At 69.8% G+C, this 16,757-nt stretch carries 16 protein-coding genes; 11 read left to right on the forward strand and 5 right to left on the reverse strand.

The genetic code is table 11. The annotated features are described in order from the left end of the window. Nucleotides 1-24: 24 nt before the first annotated feature. Entirely contained in the window at nt 25-939 is a 915-nt protein-coding gene (locus QSJ95_RS31340) for a LysR substrate-binding domain-containing protein (protein WP_285647573.1), read from the forward strand. Nucleotides 940-1,362: 423 nt separating this feature from the next. Here the strand turns inward: QSJ95_RS31340 and ung are convergent, their stop codons facing one another. Next, nucleotides 1,363-2,058, reverse strand: coding sequence for a uracil-DNA glycosylase (gene ung / locus QSJ95_RS31345; RefSeq protein WP_043272115.1), 696 nt, complete (start codon nt 2,056-2,058; stop codon nt 1,363-1,365). Nucleotides 2,059-2,129: 71 nt separating this feature from the next. Here ung and QSJ95_RS31350 point away from each other — a divergent pair, with 71 nt between their 5' ends. Further along, nucleotides 2,130-2,999 carry an HDOD domain-containing protein gene (locus QSJ95_RS31350; protein WP_285647577.1) on the forward strand — a complete coding sequence of 290 codons (870 nt, stop codon included), beginning with the start codon at nt 2,130-2,132 and terminating at the stop codon, nt 2,997-2,999. A gap of 3 nt (nt 3,000-3,002) precedes the next feature. Here QSJ95_RS31350 and QSJ95_RS31355 read toward each other — a convergent pair whose 3' ends face one another. Next, entirely contained in the window at nt 3,003-3,884 is an 882-nt protein-coding gene (locus tag QSJ95_RS31355; protein ID WP_061562117.1) for an AraC family transcriptional regulator, read from the reverse strand. A 141-nt stretch (nt 3,885-4,025) separates the two neighbouring features. Between QSJ95_RS31355 and QSJ95_RS31360 the strand changes: the two genes are divergently transcribed. The 5 genes from QSJ95_RS31360 to QSJ95_RS31380 all read left to right on the forward strand — a co-directional run bounded on the left by QSJ95_RS31360 (nt 4,026) and on the right by QSJ95_RS31380 (nt 9,037). After that, the gene (locus QSJ95_RS31360; RefSeq protein WP_285647580.1) at nt 4,026-5,189 is read left to right on the forward strand and encodes an isobutyryl-CoA dehydrogenase; all 1,164 of its coding nucleotides are present in this window, start codon (nt 4,026-4,028) and stop codon (nt 5,187-5,189) included. Between the two features lie 207 nt (nt 5,190-5,396). After that, nucleotides 5,397-6,215, forward strand: a complete 819-nt coding sequence (locus QSJ95_RS31365) for an enoyl-CoA hydratase (protein WP_043272117.1) — start codon at nt 5,397-5,399, stop codon at nt 6,213-6,215. Between the two features lie 10 nt (nt 6,216-6,225). Further along, nucleotides 6,226-7,329: an enoyl-CoA hydratase/isomerase DspII gene (gene dspII / locus QSJ95_RS31370; RefSeq protein WP_009618755.1), complete on the forward strand. Its 1,104-nt coding sequence runs from the start codon at nt 6,226-6,228 to the stop codon at nt 7,327-7,329. A 67-nt stretch (nt 7,330-7,396) separates the two neighbouring features. Continuing rightward, a complete protein-coding gene (mmsB, locus tag QSJ95_RS31375) occupies nt 7,397-8,287 on the forward strand; it encodes a 3-hydroxyisobutyrate dehydrogenase (RefSeq protein WP_269962822.1) in 891 nt (296 codons plus the stop codon). A gap of 108 nt (nt 8,288-8,395) precedes the next feature. After that, complete coding sequence (locus QSJ95_RS31380) at nt 8,396-9,037, forward strand: NAD(P)-dependent oxidoreductase (RefSeq protein WP_285647584.1); 642 nt, start codon at nt 8,396-8,398, stop codon at nt 9,035-9,037. A gap of 397 nt (nt 9,038-9,434) precedes the next feature. On the opposite strand, the gene QSJ95_RS31385 is transcribed toward QSJ95_RS31380, so the two are convergent. Beyond that, a complete protein-coding gene (locus QSJ95_RS31385) occupies nt 9,435-11,420 on the reverse strand; it encodes a linear primary-alkylsulfatase SdsA1 (protein WP_009618751.1) in 1,986 nt (661 codons plus the stop codon). A 100-nt stretch (nt 11,421-11,520) separates the two neighbouring features. Here QSJ95_RS31385 and QSJ95_RS31390 point away from each other — a divergent pair, with 100 nt between their 5' ends. Then, nucleotides 11,521-12,450, forward strand: a complete 930-nt coding sequence (locus QSJ95_RS31390; protein ID WP_285647585.1) for a LysR family transcriptional regulator — start codon at nt 11,521-11,523, stop codon at nt 12,448-12,450. A gap of 30 nt (nt 12,451-12,480) precedes the next feature. Here the strand turns inward: QSJ95_RS31390 and QSJ95_RS31395 are convergent, their stop codons facing one another. Further along, nucleotides 12,481-12,642, reverse strand: coding sequence for a hypothetical protein (locus QSJ95_RS31395; RefSeq protein WP_203228507.1), 162 nt, complete (start codon nt 12,640-12,642; stop codon nt 12,481-12,483). Between the two features lie 100 nt (nt 12,643-12,742). After that, nucleotides 12,743-12,997 carry a DUF1145 domain-containing protein gene (locus QSJ95_RS31400; protein WP_064582702.1) on the reverse strand — a complete coding sequence of 85 codons (255 nt, stop codon included), beginning with the start codon at nt 12,995-12,997 and terminating at the stop codon, nt 12,743-12,745. A 300-nt stretch (nt 12,998-13,297) separates the two neighbouring features. On the opposite strand from QSJ95_RS31400, the gene QSJ95_RS31405 reads away from it, so the two are divergent. From QSJ95_RS31405 to QSJ95_RS31415, 3 genes are all read left to right on the forward strand, one after another. Further along, complete coding sequence (locus QSJ95_RS31405) at nt 13,298-14,371, forward strand: DUF2157 domain-containing protein (protein WP_285647590.1); 1,074 nt, start codon at nt 13,298-13,300, stop codon at nt 14,369-14,371. Beyond that, nucleotides 14,371-15,195 (forward strand): DUF4824 family protein, encoded by an 825-nt coding sequence (locus tag QSJ95_RS31410; RefSeq protein WP_009618746.1) that lies wholly within the window; start codon nt 14,371-14,373, stop codon nt 15,193-15,195. Before QSJ95_RS31405 ends, QSJ95_RS31410 begins: the two co-directional genes overlap by 1 nt. A gap of 365 nt (nt 15,196-15,560) precedes the next feature. Further along, on the forward strand, nt 15,561-16,757 hold the full coding sequence (locus tag QSJ95_RS31415) for a CmpA/NrtA family ABC transporter substrate-binding protein (RefSeq protein WP_285647593.1): 1,197 nt from the start codon (nt 15,561-15,563) through the stop codon (nt 16,755-16,757).

Genomic DNA, 16,757 nt, shown 5'->3' on the forward strand with positions numbered 1-16,757 from the left:
CCATGGATTCTTAAGACACGAATCGTGAACAATCTGCCGAACCTGGAAGACCTCGCCGTCTTCGTCCAGGTCGCCAAGCGCGCGAGCTTCGCCGCCGCCGCCAGCGAGCTGGGCATGTCTACCGCCTTCATCAGCAAGCGCATCCGCCTGCTCGAGCAGAACCTCGGCGTGCGCCTGCTGCACCGCACCACCCGGCGGGTGTCGGTGACCGAGGACGGCGAACGGGTGTACCACTGGGCGCTGCGCATCCTCGACTCGGTGCAGCGCATGGGCGACGAGGTCTCGGCGCTGCACCGCGAGCCCAGCGGCCAGCTGCGCATCGCCAGCAGCCTGGGCCTGGGCCGGCGCTTCGTCGCCCCGGCGCTGTCGGAGCTGGCGGCGCGCTACCCGCAGTTGGACATCCGCCTGGACGTCCACGACCGCCTGGTGGACCTGGTGGCCGAGGGCGTGGACCTGGACATCCGCGTGGGCAACGAGATCGCCGCCAACCTCATCGCCAAGCCCCTGGCGAAGAACCGCCGGGTGCTCTGCGCGGCGCCCGGCTATCTGGAACGACGCGGCACGCCGCGCAGCCTGGCCGAGCTGACCAGCCACGACTGCCTGGTGATCAAGGAGCGCGACCACCCCTTCGGCGTCTGGCACCTGGAGGGGCCCAGCGGCGAGGAGAACGTGAAGGTCACCGGTCCGCTGTCGTCCAACCACGGCGAGGTGGTGCACCAGTGGTGCCTGGACGGCCGTGGCATCCTCCTGCGCTCCTGGTGGGACGTGCACGACAGCCTGGCCGACGGCCGCCTGGTGCAGGTGCTGCCGGAATACCAGCAGCAGGCGGACATCTGGGCGGTGCACGCCTCGCCCCTGGCCAGCTCGGCCAGGGTGCGGGTGGCGGTGGAGTTCTTCCGGCAGTATTTCGCCGAGCGCTATACGCTGCCGGAGAGTTGAACGGGGAAGGCTGAAGGCTTTTCGTAGGAGCGAGCTTGCTCGCGAACGGTGTTCACCGCTGGCAGTTGCGGTGATGGGTATCGCTTCGCTCAACACCATCCTACGGGTCTTGTGCTTACCGGAGGGGGTAGGAGCGGGCTCCGTCCGCGATTGTGTTCACCGTCGGCAGTGGTGTTCGGGTTGGCTCCTTACCCTCACCCCAGCCCTCTCCCAGAGGGAGAGGGGGCCGTTCGGCGCGGCCGGGTTGATCGGTTTCAACCTGACCTCAACGCAGTAGAACTTTCAGGATGAAGCCTGACTTCCACTCCACTCAGGACAGCCCCCTCTCCCTTCAGGGCGGGGCGCGCAGCCGAGGGTTGGGGAGAGGGCGCGTAGTCACACCCCGCACCGAAACACCCGGCATACACCACACCACCCCAGCCCTCAAACCTCCGGCAACGCCCAATCGATCGGCGTCTTGCCATTCTGCTCGAGGAACTTGTTGGTCCGGCTGAAATGCCCGTTGCCGAGGAAGCCACGGTAAGCCGACAACGGCGACGGATGGGCGGACTTGAGGATCAGGTGCTTGCGCGGGTCGATCAGCTTCTGCTTGCTCTGCGCGTGGGAGCCCCAGAGCAGGAAGACCACGCCGTCGCAGCGCTCGTTGACCACCTCGATCACCCGGTCGGTGAACTGCTGCCAGCCGGCCTGGGCGTGGGAGCCGGCGCGGGCCTGCTCCACCGTCAGCGAGGTGTTGAGCAGCAGCACGCCCTGCTCCGCCCAGTGCTGCAGGTAGCCGTGGTTGGGAATGGGGACGTTGAGGTCGCGCTGCAGCTCCTTGTAGATGTTCTGCAGCGACGGCGGCGCCGGCACCCCCGGCTGCACCGAGAAGCACAGGCCGTGGGCCTGGCCGGGACCGTGGTAGGGGTCCTGGCCGATGATCACCACCTTCACCTTGTCCAGCGGCGTGGAGTTGAGAGCGTTGAAGATCAGCGGGCCCGGCGGGTAGATCACCTTGCCGGCGGCCTTCTCCCTGCGCAGGAATTCGCCCAGCTCGCGCATGTACGGCTTGTCGAACTCCTCGCGCAGGGCACTCTTCCAGCTCTCTTCCAGTTTGATACGATCGTCGGTCTCGGTCATGGGACACCTGATGGAACATGGCCGCCGCACCCTAAGAAAAGCTCCCGCCCCTTGTCAATGCGGCAAAGTCCATGGATCCCTCGGAAAGCTCTCCTGCCATCCCCCCTGCCGACGCCGTGCGCTTCGCGCTGTACAACCGTTTTCTCAAGGGCGAGGCCAAGGTGCCGCAGATGCCCGAGTCGCACCTGCGCGTGCGCCGCCTGCTGGGCGATGCGCGCACTTCGCTGGAGCAACTGGCGCGGGTGATCAACGCCGACCCGCCGCTGGCCGCCTACCTCATGCAGTTCGCCGAAAGCCCGCTGCTGCGCGGCGCGCGCCCCTGCGCCTCGCTGCGCGACGTTTTGGCGCGCCTGGGCACGCGGCGCCTGGGCAACCTGGTGTTGGGCTTCTCCCTGCGCAACCTCTACATCGGCAAGGAACGCATCCTCCAGCAGATGTTCCGCGCGCGCTGGAACGCCGCCCGCGAGCGCGCCGCCTACAGCGCCCTGCTCGCCCAGCACAGCCAGGTGGCCGAGGCCGACGACGCCATCCTCGGCGGCCTGCTGCAGGACGTCGGCAGCCTGCCGCTATTGGCCGAGCTGGAGCGCTGGCCGCAGTACCCGCGCGACGCCGAGTCGCTGCAGCGCCTGTGCGAGCAACTGTCCGGCGACATCGGCGTGGTCATCATGACCGTCTGGAAACTGCCCACCCTGACCATCGAATGCGCCCGCCAGCGCAGCCGCTGGGACCGCGAGCACGACGGCCCGGCCGACCTCGCCGACCTGGTGCAGGTGGCCGAGCAGCTGCGCAATCCGGCCCTGGCCGGCGACGCCCTGGCCGAGCTGCCGGCCTTCCGCCGCCTGGTGCAGGGCTGCCCGGCGCTGCAACAGCCCATCCCGCAGCTGCGCGCGCAATTGAACGAAGAAGTGAAGCTCTGGCAGCGCCTGCTCGCCGGCCGCTGAGCCTCAGCCCTGGTGCAGCGCCCGGTAGTGGCTGGGCGCCATCCCCACCACCCGCTTGAACAGCCGCGAGAAGTAATAGGCATCGGCATAGCCGAGCTGCTCGGCCACCTGGCGCACCTCCAGGTGGCCCTGGTCGAGCAGGCGGCAGGCGTGGGTCATCTTCAACCGGATGAAGTCCTGGATCGGCGCCCGGCCGGTCAGCGCGCGGTAGGTCTTGGCGAAGTGGAAGCGCGACAGGCGGAACTGCGCGGCCAGCTCGTCGAGGTTGAGGCTGCTGTCCAGGTGCTCGCGCATCAGCGCCTGCACCGCCTCGATGTCCAGCACCGCGCCGGACTTCAGCCGGGCGCGCACCGGGCGCAGCGCCAGGGAGGTCAGCAGGGCCTGCAGCAGGTGCGCGGCATGGATGAAGTGCGGCAGGCTCAGGCCCTGGCGGCGCAGCGCCAGCAGCGCGTCGAACTCCCCGCGCAGGCGCGGCTGCACGCCCACCCGCAGGCGCGGCGAGGAACCCAGCGGGCGCAGGAACTCCTCGGCCAGGGCGCCGTCCAGGTGCACCCAGTAGATCGACCAGGGCCGCCCGGGCGCGGCGCCATAGGCGTGGGCCAGGCCCTTGGGCAGCACCAGCAGGTCACCGGCCAGCACCTCGAATCGTCCATCCGCGCAGCTCAGCCAGCCCTCCCCGGCGCTGCAGTAGATCAGCAGGTGGTCGTCCGGCGCCTGGCGCTCCATGCGGTGCCCGGCAGCGGCCGGGTAATAGCCCAGCGCCAGCGGGTAGCAGGCCTGGCCCAGCGGGTGCCGCGCCAGGGCGCGGCGCAGCCGCGGCGGGGTGATGAAGCGGACGCCCTGCTGCGGCAGGGGCCAGGCCGAGAGAAGCGGGCTGCCGGACATGCGGATGAATACCCTGGGAAGTCGATCCAATGCCAAGATCGTCCATCCCCCAGGCAAGATCGTCAATCCACAGCGGGGGCCGCCTCGCGCTATAACCGTGGCAAGCTGTCTCACTCCACAAGAACAAACCGAGGAAGCTCCATGGAATTCGATCTCAGCGAAGAACAGCGCCTGCTGGTGGAAAGCGCCAAAGCCTTCGCCCGCCACGAACTGGCGCCGCACGCCGCGGACTGGGACCGCGAGCACCACTTCCCGGTCGACGTCATCCGCCGCGCCGCCGAGCAGGGCTACCTCGGCCTGTACATCGCCGAGGACGACGGCGGCCTGGGCCTGTCGCGGCTGTCCGCATCGCTGATCTTCGAGCAACTGGCCGCCGGCTGCGTGGCCACTACCGCCTACATCACCATCCACAACATGGCCGCCTGGATGCTCGCCAGCTTCGGCGACGCCGCGCTCAAGGCGCAGTGGCTGCCCGGGCTGATCGGCGGCGAGTCGCTGGCCTCCTACTGCCTCACCGAGCCGGACGCCGGCTCCGACGCCGCGCACCTGCGCACCCGCGCCCGCCGCGACGGCGAGGAGTACGTGCTGGACGGCGCCAAGACCTTCATCTCCGGCGCAGGCAGCACCGACGTGCTGATCGTCATGGCGCGCACCGGCGCGGACGGCGCCAAGGGCATCTCCTGCTTCCTGGTGCCGGCCAACGCCGAGGGCATCCGCTACGGCCGCAACGAGGACAAGATGGGCTGGAAGGCCCAGCCCACCCGCACCATTACCTTCGAGGGCGTGCGCATCCCGGCGGGCAACCGCATCGGCCCGGAAGGCCAGGGCTTCGTCTACGCCATGAAGGGCCTGGACGGCGGCCGCCTGAACATCGCCAGCTGCTCCCTGGGCGCGGCCCAGGCGGCGCTGGAGCAGTCGCTGCGCTACGTCGAGGAGCGCAAGCAGTTCGGCAAGGCCCTGGCCGAGTTCCAGGCCCTGCAGTTCAAGCTGGCCGACATGCTCACCGACCTCACCGCCAGCCGCCAGATGGTGCGCCTGGCCGCGCACAGGCTGGACCACAAGGACGCCGAGGCGACGCTGTACTGCGCCATGGCCAAGCGCTTCGCCACCGACCGCTGCTTCGCCCTGTGCAACGAGGCCCTGCAGCTGCACGGCGGCTACGGCTACCTCAACGACTACCCGCTGGAGCGCTGGGTGCGCGACAGCCGCGTGCACCAGATCCTCGAAGGCACCAACGAGATCATGCGGGTGATAGTCGCGCGCCGCCTGCTGGACCAGGGCGGCATGCTCGACCGCCTGCTGTAACCGCCCCGCACCCGGCCCTCGCCCGTAGGATGGGTTGAGCGAAGCGATACCCATGCCACGAAAAGCACCGCGCAGAAAGATGGAAAAAACGCCCGCCCGGGCGGTCCAATCCGAACGCAACGGACATGGACGCCCGGGCCCGCGCCCCCTAGAGTCCCCGCATACCCCGGCGCCGGCCCCGGCCCGCGCCCTGCCAAGGAGAACCCCATGAGCACCGCAGTCGAACCCTACAAGCCCGGCCACTTCGACCTGACCCACAAGCTCACCGTGGAGAAGCACGGCCATACCGCGCTGGTCACCATCAACCACCCGCCGGCCAACACCTGGGACCGCGACTCGCTGATCGGCCTGCGCCAGCTCGTCGAGCACCTCAACCGCGACGACGACATCTACGCCCTGGTGATCACCGGCCAGGGGCCGAAGTTCTTCTCCGCCGGCGCCGACCTGAACATGTTCGCCGACGGCGACAAGGCCCGCGCCCGCGAAATGGCCCGGCGCTTCGGCGAGGCCTTCGAGGCCCTGCGCGACTTCCGCGGCGTGTCCATCGCCGCGATCAACGGCTACGCCATGGGCGGCGGCCTGGAATGCGCCCTGGCCTGCGACATCCGCATCGCCGAGCGCCACGCGCAGATGGCCTTGCCCGAGGCCGCGGTGGGCCTGCTGCCGTGCGCCGGCGGCACCCAGGCGCTGGCCTGGCTGGTCGGCGAAGGCTGGGCCAAGCGCATGATCCTCTGCGGCGAGCGGGTGGACGCCGAGACCGCCCAGCGCATCGGCCTGGTCGAGCAGGTGGTGGACAGCGGCGAGGCCCGCGGCACCGCCCTGCTGCTGGCGGCCAAGGTGGCGCGGCAGAGCCCGGTGGCGGTGCGCACCATCAAGCCGCTGATCCAGGGCGCCCGCGAGCGCGGCCCGAACACCTGGCTGCCGGAGGAGCGCGAGCGCTTCGTCGACCTGTTCGACGCCGACGACACCCGCGAGGGCGTCAACGCCTTCCTGGAGAAACGCGAACCGAACTGGCGCAACAAGTAAGGATGACCCGATGAATGTACTTTTCGAGGAACGCCACGGCCTGCACGGCTTCCGCATCGGCATAGCGACCCTGGATGCGGAAAAGAGCCTCAACGCCCTCAGCCTGCCGATGATCGAGGCGCTGCTGCAACGCCTGCAAATCTGGCGCGACGACCCGCACATCGCCTGCGTGCTGCTGCGCGGCGCCGGCACCAAGGCCTTCTGCGCCGGCGGCGACGTGCGCAAGCTGGTCGACGCCTGCCGCGAACACCCCGGCGAGGTGCCGGAACTGGCGCGGCGCTTCTTCGCCGACGAATACCGCCTCGACCACCTCATCCACAGCTACGGCAAGCCGCTGCTGTGCTGGGCCCACGGCTACGTCATGGGCGGCGGCATGGGCCTGATGCAGGGCGCCGGGGTGCGCATCGTCACCCCATCCAGCCGCCTGGCCATGCCGGAGGTGAGCATCGGCCTGTACCCGGACGTCGGCGCCAGCTGGTTCCTCGCCCGCCTGCCGGGGCGCCTGGGCCTGTTCCTCGGCCTGGGCGCCACCCAGATGAACGCCCGCGACGCGCTGGACCTGGACCTGGCCGACCGCTTCCTGCTGGACAACCAGCAGGAGGATCTGATCACCGGGCTGATCCAGCTGAACTGGCGCGAACAGCCCGAGGTGCAGCTGCACAGCCTGCTCCGCGCGCTGGAGCACGAGGCCCGCGGCGAACTGCCCGAGGCCCAGCTGCTGCCGCGCCGCGAGCGCCTGGACCAGCTGCTCGACGTGGCCGACGCCAACGACGCCTGGCAGGCCCTGGCCGCCCTGCAGAACGACGCCGACCCGTTGCTGGCCAAGGCCGCGCGGACCCTGGCCAGCGGCTGCCCGCTGACCGCCCGGCTGGTCTGGGAGCAAATCCGCCGCGCGCGCCATTCGTCGCTCGCCGAGGTGTTCCGCATGGAATACGCCATGAGCCTGAACTGCTGCCGCCACCCGGAATTCCCGGAGGGCGTGCGCGCCCGGCTGATCGACAAGGACAACACGCCGCACTGGCACTGGCCACAGATCGCTGCCATACCTGAGGCAGTGGTGGACGCGCATTTCGAGGCGACCTGGGAGGGCGCGCACCCGCTGGCGGACCTGTAGCCCCGCCCCCTCCCCGTGAAAGACGTGCTTCGTGGCGTTCATCCCTGGCAACCAGAGGAGAACGCGGATGAAACAGATAGCCTTCATCGGCCTCGGCCACATGGGCGCGCCCATGGCCGCCAACCTGCTCAAGGCCGGTTACCTGCTGCGGGTCTTCGACCTGGTGCAGAGCGCCGTCGACGGCCTGGTGCCGCTGGGCGCCAGCGCCGCGCGCAGCGCCCACGACGCGGTGGACGGCGTCGACGTGGTGATCACCATGCTGCCGGCCAGCCAGCACGTCGAGGGGCTCTACCTCGGCGAGCAGGGCCTGCTGCAGCACATCGCCCCCGGCACCCTGGTGCTGGAATGCTCCACCATCGCCCCGGCCTCGGCGCGCAAGGTCCATCATGCGGCGGCTGAACGCCGGATTCCCATGCTCGACGCGCCGGTCTCCGGCGGCGTCGGCGGCGCCGTCGCCGGCACCCTCACCTTCATGGTCGGCGGCGACGCCCAGGTGCTGGAGAAGGCCAGGCCGATCTTCTCCGCCATGGGCCGCAACATCTTCCACGCCGGCAGCGACGGCGCCGGCCAGGTGGCCAAGGTGTGCAACAACCAACTGCTGGCCATCCTCATGATCGGCACCGCCGAATCCCTGGCCCTGGGCGTGGCCAACGGCCTGGACCCGGTCGTGTTGTCCGAGATCATGCGGCGCAGCTCCGGCGGCAACTGGGCGCTGGAGGTCTACAACCCCTGGCCCGGGGTGATGGAAAACGCCCCGGCCTCGCGCGGCTACGAGGGCGGCTTCCTCAGCGCGCTGATGGCCAAGGACCTCGGCCTGGCCCAGGAGGCCGCACAGCTCACCGGCAACGCCACGCCGCTGGGCAGCCTGGCCACCAGCCTCTACCGCCTGCTGCTCAAGCAGGGCTTCGGCGACAAGGACTTCTCGGTGGTGCAGAAGCTGTTCGACCAGGGATTGTGAAGCACAGCTTACGAGTGCATGGCGACCCGGCCGGTTTTTCCCGCGCCGGGCGTGGCCGATCATGGGCGCCATTCCGCCGTGCTACGGCCTTTGCCCTGGAGCTTTACGATGAAAATCGCCCTGATCGGTGCCACCGGCCATGTCGGCCATTATTTCCTGGAAGAAGCCCTGCGCCGCGGCCTGCGGGTGACGGCGCTGGTCCGTGACCCGGCCAAGCTGGCCGACCGCGCCGGCCTCACCGTCGTGCGCGCCGACGTCTACGACGCCGCGCAGGTGGCCAAGGCGGTTGCCGGCCATGACGTGGTCATCAGCGCCTTCAACGCCGGCTGGGGCAACCCGGACATCCGCGCCGCCCACGCCCGCGGCAGCCAGGCCATCCTCGACGGCGCCAAGGCCGCCGGGGTGAAGCGCCTGCTGGTGCTCGGCGGCGCCGGCAGCCTGGAAATCGCCCCCGGCCAGCGCCTGGTGGACAGCCCGGAATTCCCCGAAGCCTGGAAACAGGGCGCCCTGGGCGCCGCCGACGCCCTCGACCAGCTGCGCGGCGAAAAGGACCTGGACTGGGCCTTCCTCAGCCCGGCCATGCTCCTGGAAGGCGAACAGCGCACCGGCAGCTTCCGCATCGGCGCCGACCAGGTGCTGTTCGACGCCAAAGGCGAAAGCCGCATCTCCCTCCCCGACCTGGCCGTGGCCATGCTCGACGAAGCAGAACGCCCCGCCCACCACCGCCAGCGCTTCACCGTGGCCTATTGAGCGGAACACCGTAGCGGGCCCTGCCCGCGATATCGCGCGCAGGGCGCGCTCCTACAGGGGAACACCGCGGGTGGGGCAGCGTAGCGGATCTTATCCGCGAACCGCGCCGGTGGTTTCGGCCATCGCGGACAAGGTCCGCTCCTACGGGGGAATGCCGTGCTTGTAGGGACGCCGAAATGCGGCGGATAACCGCGAACGGTTATCCGCCCTGCGAACTCGCCGGCTGACGCTGAACTATCCCCCGCTCCGAACGGCCCCCTCTCCCGCTTGCGGGAGAGGGCTGGGGAGAGGGCGCTCTTCCGGGAGTGAACAACTGGCCCGCCGCCTGCGCCGCGATGCTCTGCGTAGGATGGGTTGAGCTTGCGATACCCATCCTACGAGGGTACGTCTTCCCGCATCACCCCTCGCGCTTCCCCGGCGTGGCGATATCGAACCAGAATTCGAAGTCATCCAACATCCCGAACAACTTGGCCAGTAACAGCGGGTTGCCCGAGCTCTTCAGCTTGCCCTGGGCGATCAGCACCACCGGGTTGGCCTCCTTGAGCAGCAGGCGGTTGAGGTCGGCGCGGTCGATGGTCACCGTCTGCCCGGCGTCTTCGCTGTGCACCCCGCGGATGTTGTTCAGGTGCGAGTTCTTCAGCTCCAGCAGGTACTCCTGGCCGATGTCCGGCAACACCAGGTTGATGGCGAAGTCCTCGCCCTCGGCCTTGCCGGCGTTCAGGCGCACGCCCAGGTAGTCGAACAGCAGGCCGGTGTCCATGGCGGCCAGGGCATCGGCGCTGGAGGTCTTCAGCGACGGCAGGTCACGCGGCACGCCGTGGCGCAGTTCGTCCGCCGCGGCCAGGTAGCTGTTGCGCCAGCCGGCGTTCTCCGCCTGGTAGCCCAGCTGCTCCAGGGCGTCGGCCTGCAGGCGGCGGGCGGCCTGGTTATCCGGCTCGGCGAAGACCAGCTTGTTGACCACCTCCACCACCCAGCGGTACTCGCCCTGGTCGAAGGACTTCTGCGCCATCTGCAGCACGTGCTCGGCACCGCCCATGAATTCCACGTACTTCTTCGCCGAATCCTCCGGCGCCAGCGGGTTCAAGGTGGCCGGGTTGCCGTCGTAGTAGCCCAGGTACTTGTTCACCACCGCGCGCACGTTGTGGCTGACCGAGCCGTGGTAGCCGCGGTTGTACCACTCGTTGGCCAGCTCCGGCGGCAGTTGGAAGCGCTCGTGGATCTGGTTGATGGTCACGCCCTGGTTGGCCAGGTGCAGGCTCTGGTCGTTGAGGTAGCCGTAGAGGTCGCGCTGCTTCTCCAGGGTGCGGACGATGTCCTCATGCCCCCAGCGCGGCCAGTTGTGCACGGCGAACATCACCTCGGCCTGGTTGCCGTAGCGGTGCAGCGCCTCGTTGATGTACTTGCTCCAGCCCAGCGCATCGCGGGTCTCGGCGCCGCGCAGGGTGTAGAGGTTGTGCAGGGTGCCGGTGACGTTCTCGGCCATCAGCAGGGCCTTCTGCTTCGGCAGCCAGACGTTCATCTCCGAAGGCGACTCGGTGCCGGGGGTGTTCTGGAAGGCGAAGTCGACGCCGTCGATGCGCAGTTGCTCGTCGTCCTTCTCGACCAGCCGGGTCGGCGCGATCAGGCTCATCGGCCCGTGGGCGACGGCCTTGCCGATGGCCATGTCCACCAGCCCACGCGGGCCCTGGGGCAGTTCGGTGCCGTACTGGTAGGTGGCGCGGCGCAGCATGGCGTTGCCGGCCAGCACGTTCTCCTTGATCGCCGACTCCATGAAGCCCTTGGGCGCGATGATCTGCACCTCGCCCTTGTCCACCTGTTCCTGGCTCACCAGGCCCTTCACCCCGCCGAAGTGGTCGACGTGGGCGTGGCTGTAGATGATCGCCTTGATCGGCTTCTGCCCCAACTCCTGGCTGACCAGGGCATAGGCAGCCCTGGAAGTGGCCGGGGTGGTCAGGGTGTCGATGATGATCCAGCCGCTGTCGCCCTGGACGAAGGTGATGTTGGCCAGGTCGAAGCCGCGCACCTGGTAGATGCCGTCGGCGACCTTGTACAGCCCGTACTTGAGGTTGAGCAGGGCCTGGCGCTGCAGGCTGGGGTTGATGCTGTCGATGTCCTGGCCGGCATCGAGGAAGCCGAAGCCGCCCAGTTGCCAGGCCACGCTGCCGTCCTCGTTGCGGATCACCAGCTGTTCCGGGCGCTTGATCAGGCCCTGCTCGACCCGCGCGAAGTCGGCGCGGTCGTTGAACGGCAGCGTCTCGCGGACCTTCTGCTGCAGGGCCACGGTGAAGGCGCTGGGCGGCTTGGACGCATCGGCGGGGTCGTCGGCGGCGAGCAGCACGGGCGACAGGCCGGCCAGCAGGACGGCGGCGGAAAGGCGCAGCATGGAAAACTCCGGTTCTTGTTATGGGAATGCCTGGCACTATGCCCGCAGGCATGGCAATAATTCCAATGCATTCCTTTACCAATCCTGATGCAAACCAAGCATGACCGACCTGCGCCAGCTCCGCCATTTCGTCGCCCTCGCCGAACACGGCCACTTCGCCCGCGCCGCCGAAGCGGTGAACCTCAGCCAGCCGGCGCTCTCGCGCAGCATCCAGGCCCTGGAAAGCCAGCTCGACTGCCGCCTGCTGGACCGCAACCCGCGCGGCATCAGCCTGACCGCCCACGGCCGGCTGGTGCTGGAACACGCCCGCCGCCTGCTGGCCGGCAGCCGCGCGCTGGACAACGCGGTGAGCCAGCTGGGCAACCTGGAGGCCGGCGAACTGCGCCTGGGCGCCGGCCCCTTCCCCGCCGCGCGCCTGCTGCCGCAGACCCTCGCGGCCTTCAGCCGGGCCCACCCGCGGGTCAGCGTGGCGCTGGCCATCGAGAACTGGCAGCTGCTGCACCGGCGCCTGCTGGACGACGAGCTGGAACTATTCGTCGCCGACTGCCGCGAGTTGCAGGGCGACCCGCGCCTGGACATCCAGCCGCTGCGCGAGCACGACAGCCTGCTGTTCTGCCGCCCCGGGCACCCGCTGCTGGCGCGCGGGCGCCTGGCCATCGACGACCTGCGCGACTACCCGCTGGCCGGCCCGCGCCTGCCGCGCGACGCCCACCAGCGCCTGGCCCGCAGCCTGGGCCGCGAGCAGCCGCTGGACGTGCAGTGCGACGACGTACTGATGCTCAAGGAACTGGTGCGCGGCAGCGACGTGCTGTGCCTGGCGGTGGCCGACGTGGTGGCCGCCGACGTCGCCGCCGGGCGCCTGGCCACCCTGCCCTGGCCGCGCCAGGCCGGCGACACCGCGCTGCGCGGCTCGGCCTACGGCCTGGTGCGCCACGCCAGCCGCAGCCTGTCGCCGGCGGCGCAGGCATTCGTCGAGCTATTGCTGCAGGTCGACGGCCGGCCCATCGAAGGCCCGGCGCAAAACGACTGACGGCACCCGAAGGTGCCGTCAGCAGGGGCATCAGCGACGCCAGTAGTAACCGGGGGCCGGGGCGTAGCGCACCGGCGGCGGCGGAGGCGCGTAGTAGCGATGGCCGCCGCGCCAGCCGCCGTGGTCGTGTTCGTAGACCACGCAGCCGGACAGCGGCAGGAACAACAGCAGGGCAACGAGAAGGCGACGCATGGCTAACTCCTGATCGGCATCCGCTTCGAATCAGCGGCTTGTAGGATCAGACCCGGCGCCCCGGCGGCGGTGCCCGGCTACAGGGTAAAGCTTATGTAAATCACGGATTTACCCGCAGCGCGGGCAGGTGCAGCACGCCAAAGAACAGCACCTGCAGGCGTTCCAGCCAGGGTTGCCGGCGCGCCTTCAGGCGCCGGCCCAGCAGCAGCACCTCGCCGGCGTGCAGCGCCAGCAGCACGACCGAGAGCGACAGCAGCGGGCGGTACAGCTCGCCGAACGGGTACAGCAGGTTGACCGCGGCGGCCAGCCAGAACATGGCCAGCGCGCCCTTGGCGAAGGACAGCAGGTGCGACATGGGCGACTCCGATGGGGTGGATGGTCCGCGCAGTCTGCCGTGGGCCGCGCACCGGCCGACACCGACTTTCGACTGGCGCACCCGGCCCGGCCACGGCTGAGCGCCGCAGTGGAGAGCCGCCGCGGGAGTCGCTAGAGTGGAAAGGTGACCGGCCCTACTCCACGGGATGAACGCACTCGTAGGATGGGTTGAGCCTGCGAAACCCATGCTGCCGTGATGATGGGTATCGCTTCGCTCAACCCATCCTACGCAGAGCGATCCGGTGCAGTCGGCAAGACAGTTGCTCCTACGAGGTGCGCCATGTCCACGTTCAGCCATCACGACGCCCAGCAGCGCGTCGATGACATCCACGCCTTCACCCGCGAGCTGCAGCGCCTGGGCGAGGAAGGCGCGCTGAGCCTGGACGCGGCCCAGCGCGAGGGCCTGCAGGCGCACCACCTGCGCCTGCTGGACGAATACCGCGAGCGGTTCGACATCGACCGCGACAGCCAGGACAGCCGCCTGTCCCTGGGCATGCGCATCGCCTCGTTCCTCGGCGCGCTGGCCCTGGCCGCCAGCCTGTTCTTCCTCTTCTACCAGTTCTGGGGCCTGTTCGGCGAAGCCGTGCAGGTGGGCATCCTCGTCGGCGCCTCGGTGATCACCCTGCTGGCCACCTTCTGGCTGCAACGCCGCGACGCTTCCGGCTACTTCGCCAAGCTGGCGGCCATGCTGGCCTTCGCCGCGCTGGTGCTGAACATCAGCATGCTCGGGCAGATCTTCAACATCACCCCGTCCGAGCGCGCCCTGCTGCCCTGGGCGGCCTACGCCCTGCTGCTGGCCTACCTGTGCGACGCGCGGCTGCTGCTGGGCGCCGGGCTGCTCTGCCTGATGGGCTTCGTCGCCGCGCGCTTCGGCACCTGGGGCGGCGTCTACTGGCTGGACGCGGGCGAGCGCCCGGAGAACTTCTTCCCCGCCGCCGTGCTGGTGTTCCTTGTGCCGCTGGTATTCGAGCAGCGCCGCTTCGACGGCTTCGCCGCGCTGTACCGGGTGTTCGGCCTGCTGGCGCTGTTCGTGCCCATGCTGGTGCTGGCCAACTGGGGCAACGGCAGCTACCTGCCCTTCGCCCCGCACCGCATCGAGGGGCTGTACCAGGTGCTCGGCTTCGTCTGCGCCGCCGCGGCCATCTGGCTGGGCGCGCACCGCGAGTGGCCGGAGGTGGTCAATACGGGGCTGGCGTTCTTCGTCATCTTCCTCTTCACCAAGTTCTACGACTGGTGGTGGGAGGTGCTGCCCAAGTACCTGTTCTTCCTCGCCCTGGGCGTGGCGGCGGTGCTGATCCTGCTGTTCCTGCGCTACCTGCGCAACGCCCACGGCCTGCTGGGAGGACGCCTGTGATGAACATCACCCGCAACCACGGCCTGCTGCTGGGCCTGGGCCTGATCCTGCTGAGCAACGCCGCCGCCCTCGGCGCCGCGGCCTGGAACCGCAGCGGCGAGCCGGACAGCCGCCTGAGCCTCAGCGAGCGCGAACTGCAGCGCAACAGCGACTGGCACCGCGAGAACAGCGGCGTGAGCCTGCGCCTGCTGTGGCGCATTCCCGGCGACGAGGCCAATGCCGCCTGGGCCCCGCGCATCCCGCTGGAGACCATGCGCGCGCTGGGCTTCCGGGTGCCGGACAAGGTCGACCGCGACAGCGCCCTGGCCTTCGACCGCCAGCAGGCCCGCGACGCCCTGCTGGTGCTGGAACTGGACGGCCCGCTGTACCAGCGCGAGCTGGCCCTGGCCCGCGAGCGCCTGGCCCAGGCGGAAAAACGCCTGGCCGCCAGCCCCGACGACGTGCACCTGAAGAGCGAGCGCGACTTCCAGCGTAGCGCGCTGGACAACGAGGAACAGCGCGCCAGCCGGCTGTTCCTGGCCGACGCCGGCACCGACCTGCAAGCCCTGCGCCAGCAGTACCCGGACCGCCAGCACTACGCCATCGTCCACGGCCAGGTGCGGCCCATCTCGCTGTACCGCAACCGCGCCTGGGCCCTGGGCGGCAGCGCCAGCACCGAGGGCGTGCGCGCGCTCAACGTGCCGCAGCGCTGGCACGACGAACTGGAGGGCCTGGCCCCGCGCGCCGAACAGCGCGCGGCCCAGGAGCAACCGCAGCCCTTCGGCGCCGAGGTGGCCTTCGGCCAACGCCTGGAGCCGTGGATAGAGCAGATCCAGGCGCGCTGAGCGGCCACCGCCACGCCCCGCGAAGAGGCGTGGCCAGGTGCCATCTAGGACTTTGGGCCTAGTACCTATTGAACATTGCGCTCCACGGCCGGGTGGCTAAGGTGGAATACAGGCCCTGCCGATATCCGCGACGGAGCCCGTGCCAGTTGTAGCCTCTCGAGGATTGCTCCCTGCCTCCCAGCCCCGCCGTCCGGCGGGGCTTCTTTATGCCCTGGCGGTCGCCTGGCGCTGTCCTTGCCCCTGGCACTGCCCTTGCTAGAGCTTCTGCGGCACGGCCCAACGGCGGGTCGTCCACCGACACCGGCGTCCCTTCGCCCGCCCGCCTGGCGCGGGGCGAAGCGGCGCCTTTTTGCCCCGAGGTAGCGATGACCGACATGACCGCCGAACTGCACCCACTGGCCTGGGTCGCGGGCTCCGATGCACCAGAAAAGAGCGTGCTCGACCTGGGCTTCATGGCCCTGAGCGACGCCGCCTCGCTGATAGTCGCGGCCACCCAGGGCTTCGCCCAGCCCTACGGGCTGACGCTCAACCTGCACCGCCAGGGCTCCTGGGCCATGCTCCGCGACGGCCTGCTCGGCGGCCAGCTGGATGCCGCCCACTGCCTGTACGGGCTGGTCTACGGCGTGCAGCTGGGCATCGGCGGGGTGCCGGCCACCGACATGGCGGTGCTCATGGGCCTGTGCCGGAACGGCCAGGCGATCAACCTCTCCGCCGCCCTGCAGCGCGACGGCGTGACCAGCGCGGAGGCCCTGCGCCGGCTGGTCCTGGGCCAGGGCGCGCGGCTGACCCTGGCGCACACCTTCCCCACCGGCACCCACGCCCTGTGGCTCTACTACTGGCTGGCCAGCCTGGGCATCCACCCGCTGCACGACGTCGACACCCTGGTGGTGCCGCCGGCGCAGATGGTCGAGCACCTGCGCGCCGGGCGCATCGACGGCTTCTGCGCCGGCGGGCCCTGGGGCGCCCTGGCCATCGACGAAGGCATGGGCTTCACCGTCGCCACCAGCCAGTCCATCTGGCCGGACCACCCGGAAAAGGTCCTCGGCGCCACCCGCGCCTTCGTCGAGGAGTGCCCCAACGCCGCCCGCGCCCTGGTCATGGCCCTGCTCGACGCCAGCCGCTTCATCGAGGCCAGCGAGGCGAACCTGCGTGGCACCGCCCAGCTGATCAGCGGCAGCGACTACCTCGACGCGCCCCTGGCGAGCATCGAGCCGCGCCTGCTCGGCCACTACCAGGACGGCCTCGGCCACGCCTGGAAGGACGCCCACCCGCTACGCTTCCACGACGCCGGGCGGGCCAACCAGCCCTGGCTGTCCGACGGCCTGTGGTTCATCACCCAGTTCCGCCGCTGGGGCCTGCTGCGCGGTGAGCCGGACTACCTCGCCGTGGCCGGGCAGGTGCAGCAGCAGGCGCTGTACCGCGAAGCCGCCCAGGCCCTGGGCATCGCCGTGGACGAGCGCGGCCTGCGCAGTTCGACGCTGCTCGACGGCAAGCCCTGGGACGGCACGGACCCCGCCGGCTACGCCCGCGGCTTCGCCCTGCACGCCCTGAACGACGCCTGA

The organism is Pseudomonas sp. NBRC 100443, assembly GCF_030268185.1.
In the GTDB taxonomy this organism is placed as follows: domain Bacteria; phylum Pseudomonadota; class Gammaproteobacteria; order Pseudomonadales; family Pseudomonadaceae; genus Pseudomonas; species Pseudomonas citronellolis.

Coding starts and splice junctions, on each gene's coding strand:
- QSJ95_RS31400 (WP_064582702.1), bottom strand. CDS start 12,997: ATGTCGCACCTGCTGTCCTTCGCCAAGGGCGCGCTGGCCATGTTCTGG.
- ung (WP_043272115.1), bottom strand. CDS start 2,058: ATGACCGAGACCGACGATCGTATCAAACTGGAAGAGAGCTGGAAGAGT.
- QSJ95_RS31365 (WP_043272117.1), top strand. CDS start 5,397: ATGAGCACCGCAGTCGAACCCTACAAGCCCGGCCACTTCGACCTGACC.
- QSJ95_RS31405 (WP_285647590.1), top strand. CDS start 13,298: ATGTCCACGTTCAGCCATCACGACGCCCAGCAGCGCGTCGATGACATC.
- QSJ95_RS31350 (WP_285647577.1), top strand. CDS start 2,130: ATGGATCCCTCGGAAAGCTCTCCTGCCATCCCCCCTGCCGACGCCGTG.
- QSJ95_RS31395 (WP_203228507.1), bottom strand. CDS start 12,642: ATGCGTCGCCTTCTCGTTGCCCTGCTGTTGTTCCTGCCGCTGTCCGGC.
- QSJ95_RS31380 (WP_285647584.1), top strand. CDS start 8,396: ATGAAAATCGCCCTGATCGGTGCCACCGGCCATGTCGGCCATTATTTC.
- QSJ95_RS31390 (WP_285647585.1), top strand. CDS start 11,521: ATGACCGACCTGCGCCAGCTCCGCCATTTCGTCGCCCTCGCCGAACAC.
- QSJ95_RS31355 (WP_061562117.1), bottom strand. CDS start 3,884: ATGTCCGGCAGCCCGCTTCTCTCGGCCTGGCCCCTGCCGCAGCAGGGC.
- dspII (WP_009618755.1), top strand. CDS start 6,226: ATGAATGTACTTTTCGAGGAACGCCACGGCCTGCACGGCTTCCGCATC.
- QSJ95_RS31415 (WP_285647593.1), top strand. CDS start 15,561: ATGACCGACATGACCGCCGAACTGCACCCACTGGCCTGGGTCGCGGGC.
- QSJ95_RS31410 (WP_009618746.1), top strand. CDS start 14,371: ATGAACATCACCCGCAACCACGGCCTGCTGCTGGGCCTGGGCCTGATC.
- QSJ95_RS31360 (WP_285647580.1), top strand. CDS start 4,026: ATGGAATTCGATCTCAGCGAAGAACAGCGCCTGCTGGTGGAAAGCGCC.
- mmsB (WP_269962822.1), top strand. CDS start 7,397: ATGAAACAGATAGCCTTCATCGGCCTCGGCCACATGGGCGCGCCCATG.
- QSJ95_RS31385 (WP_009618751.1), bottom strand. CDS start 11,420: ATGCTGCGCCTTTCCGCCGCCGTCCTGCTGGCCGGCCTGTCGCCCGTG.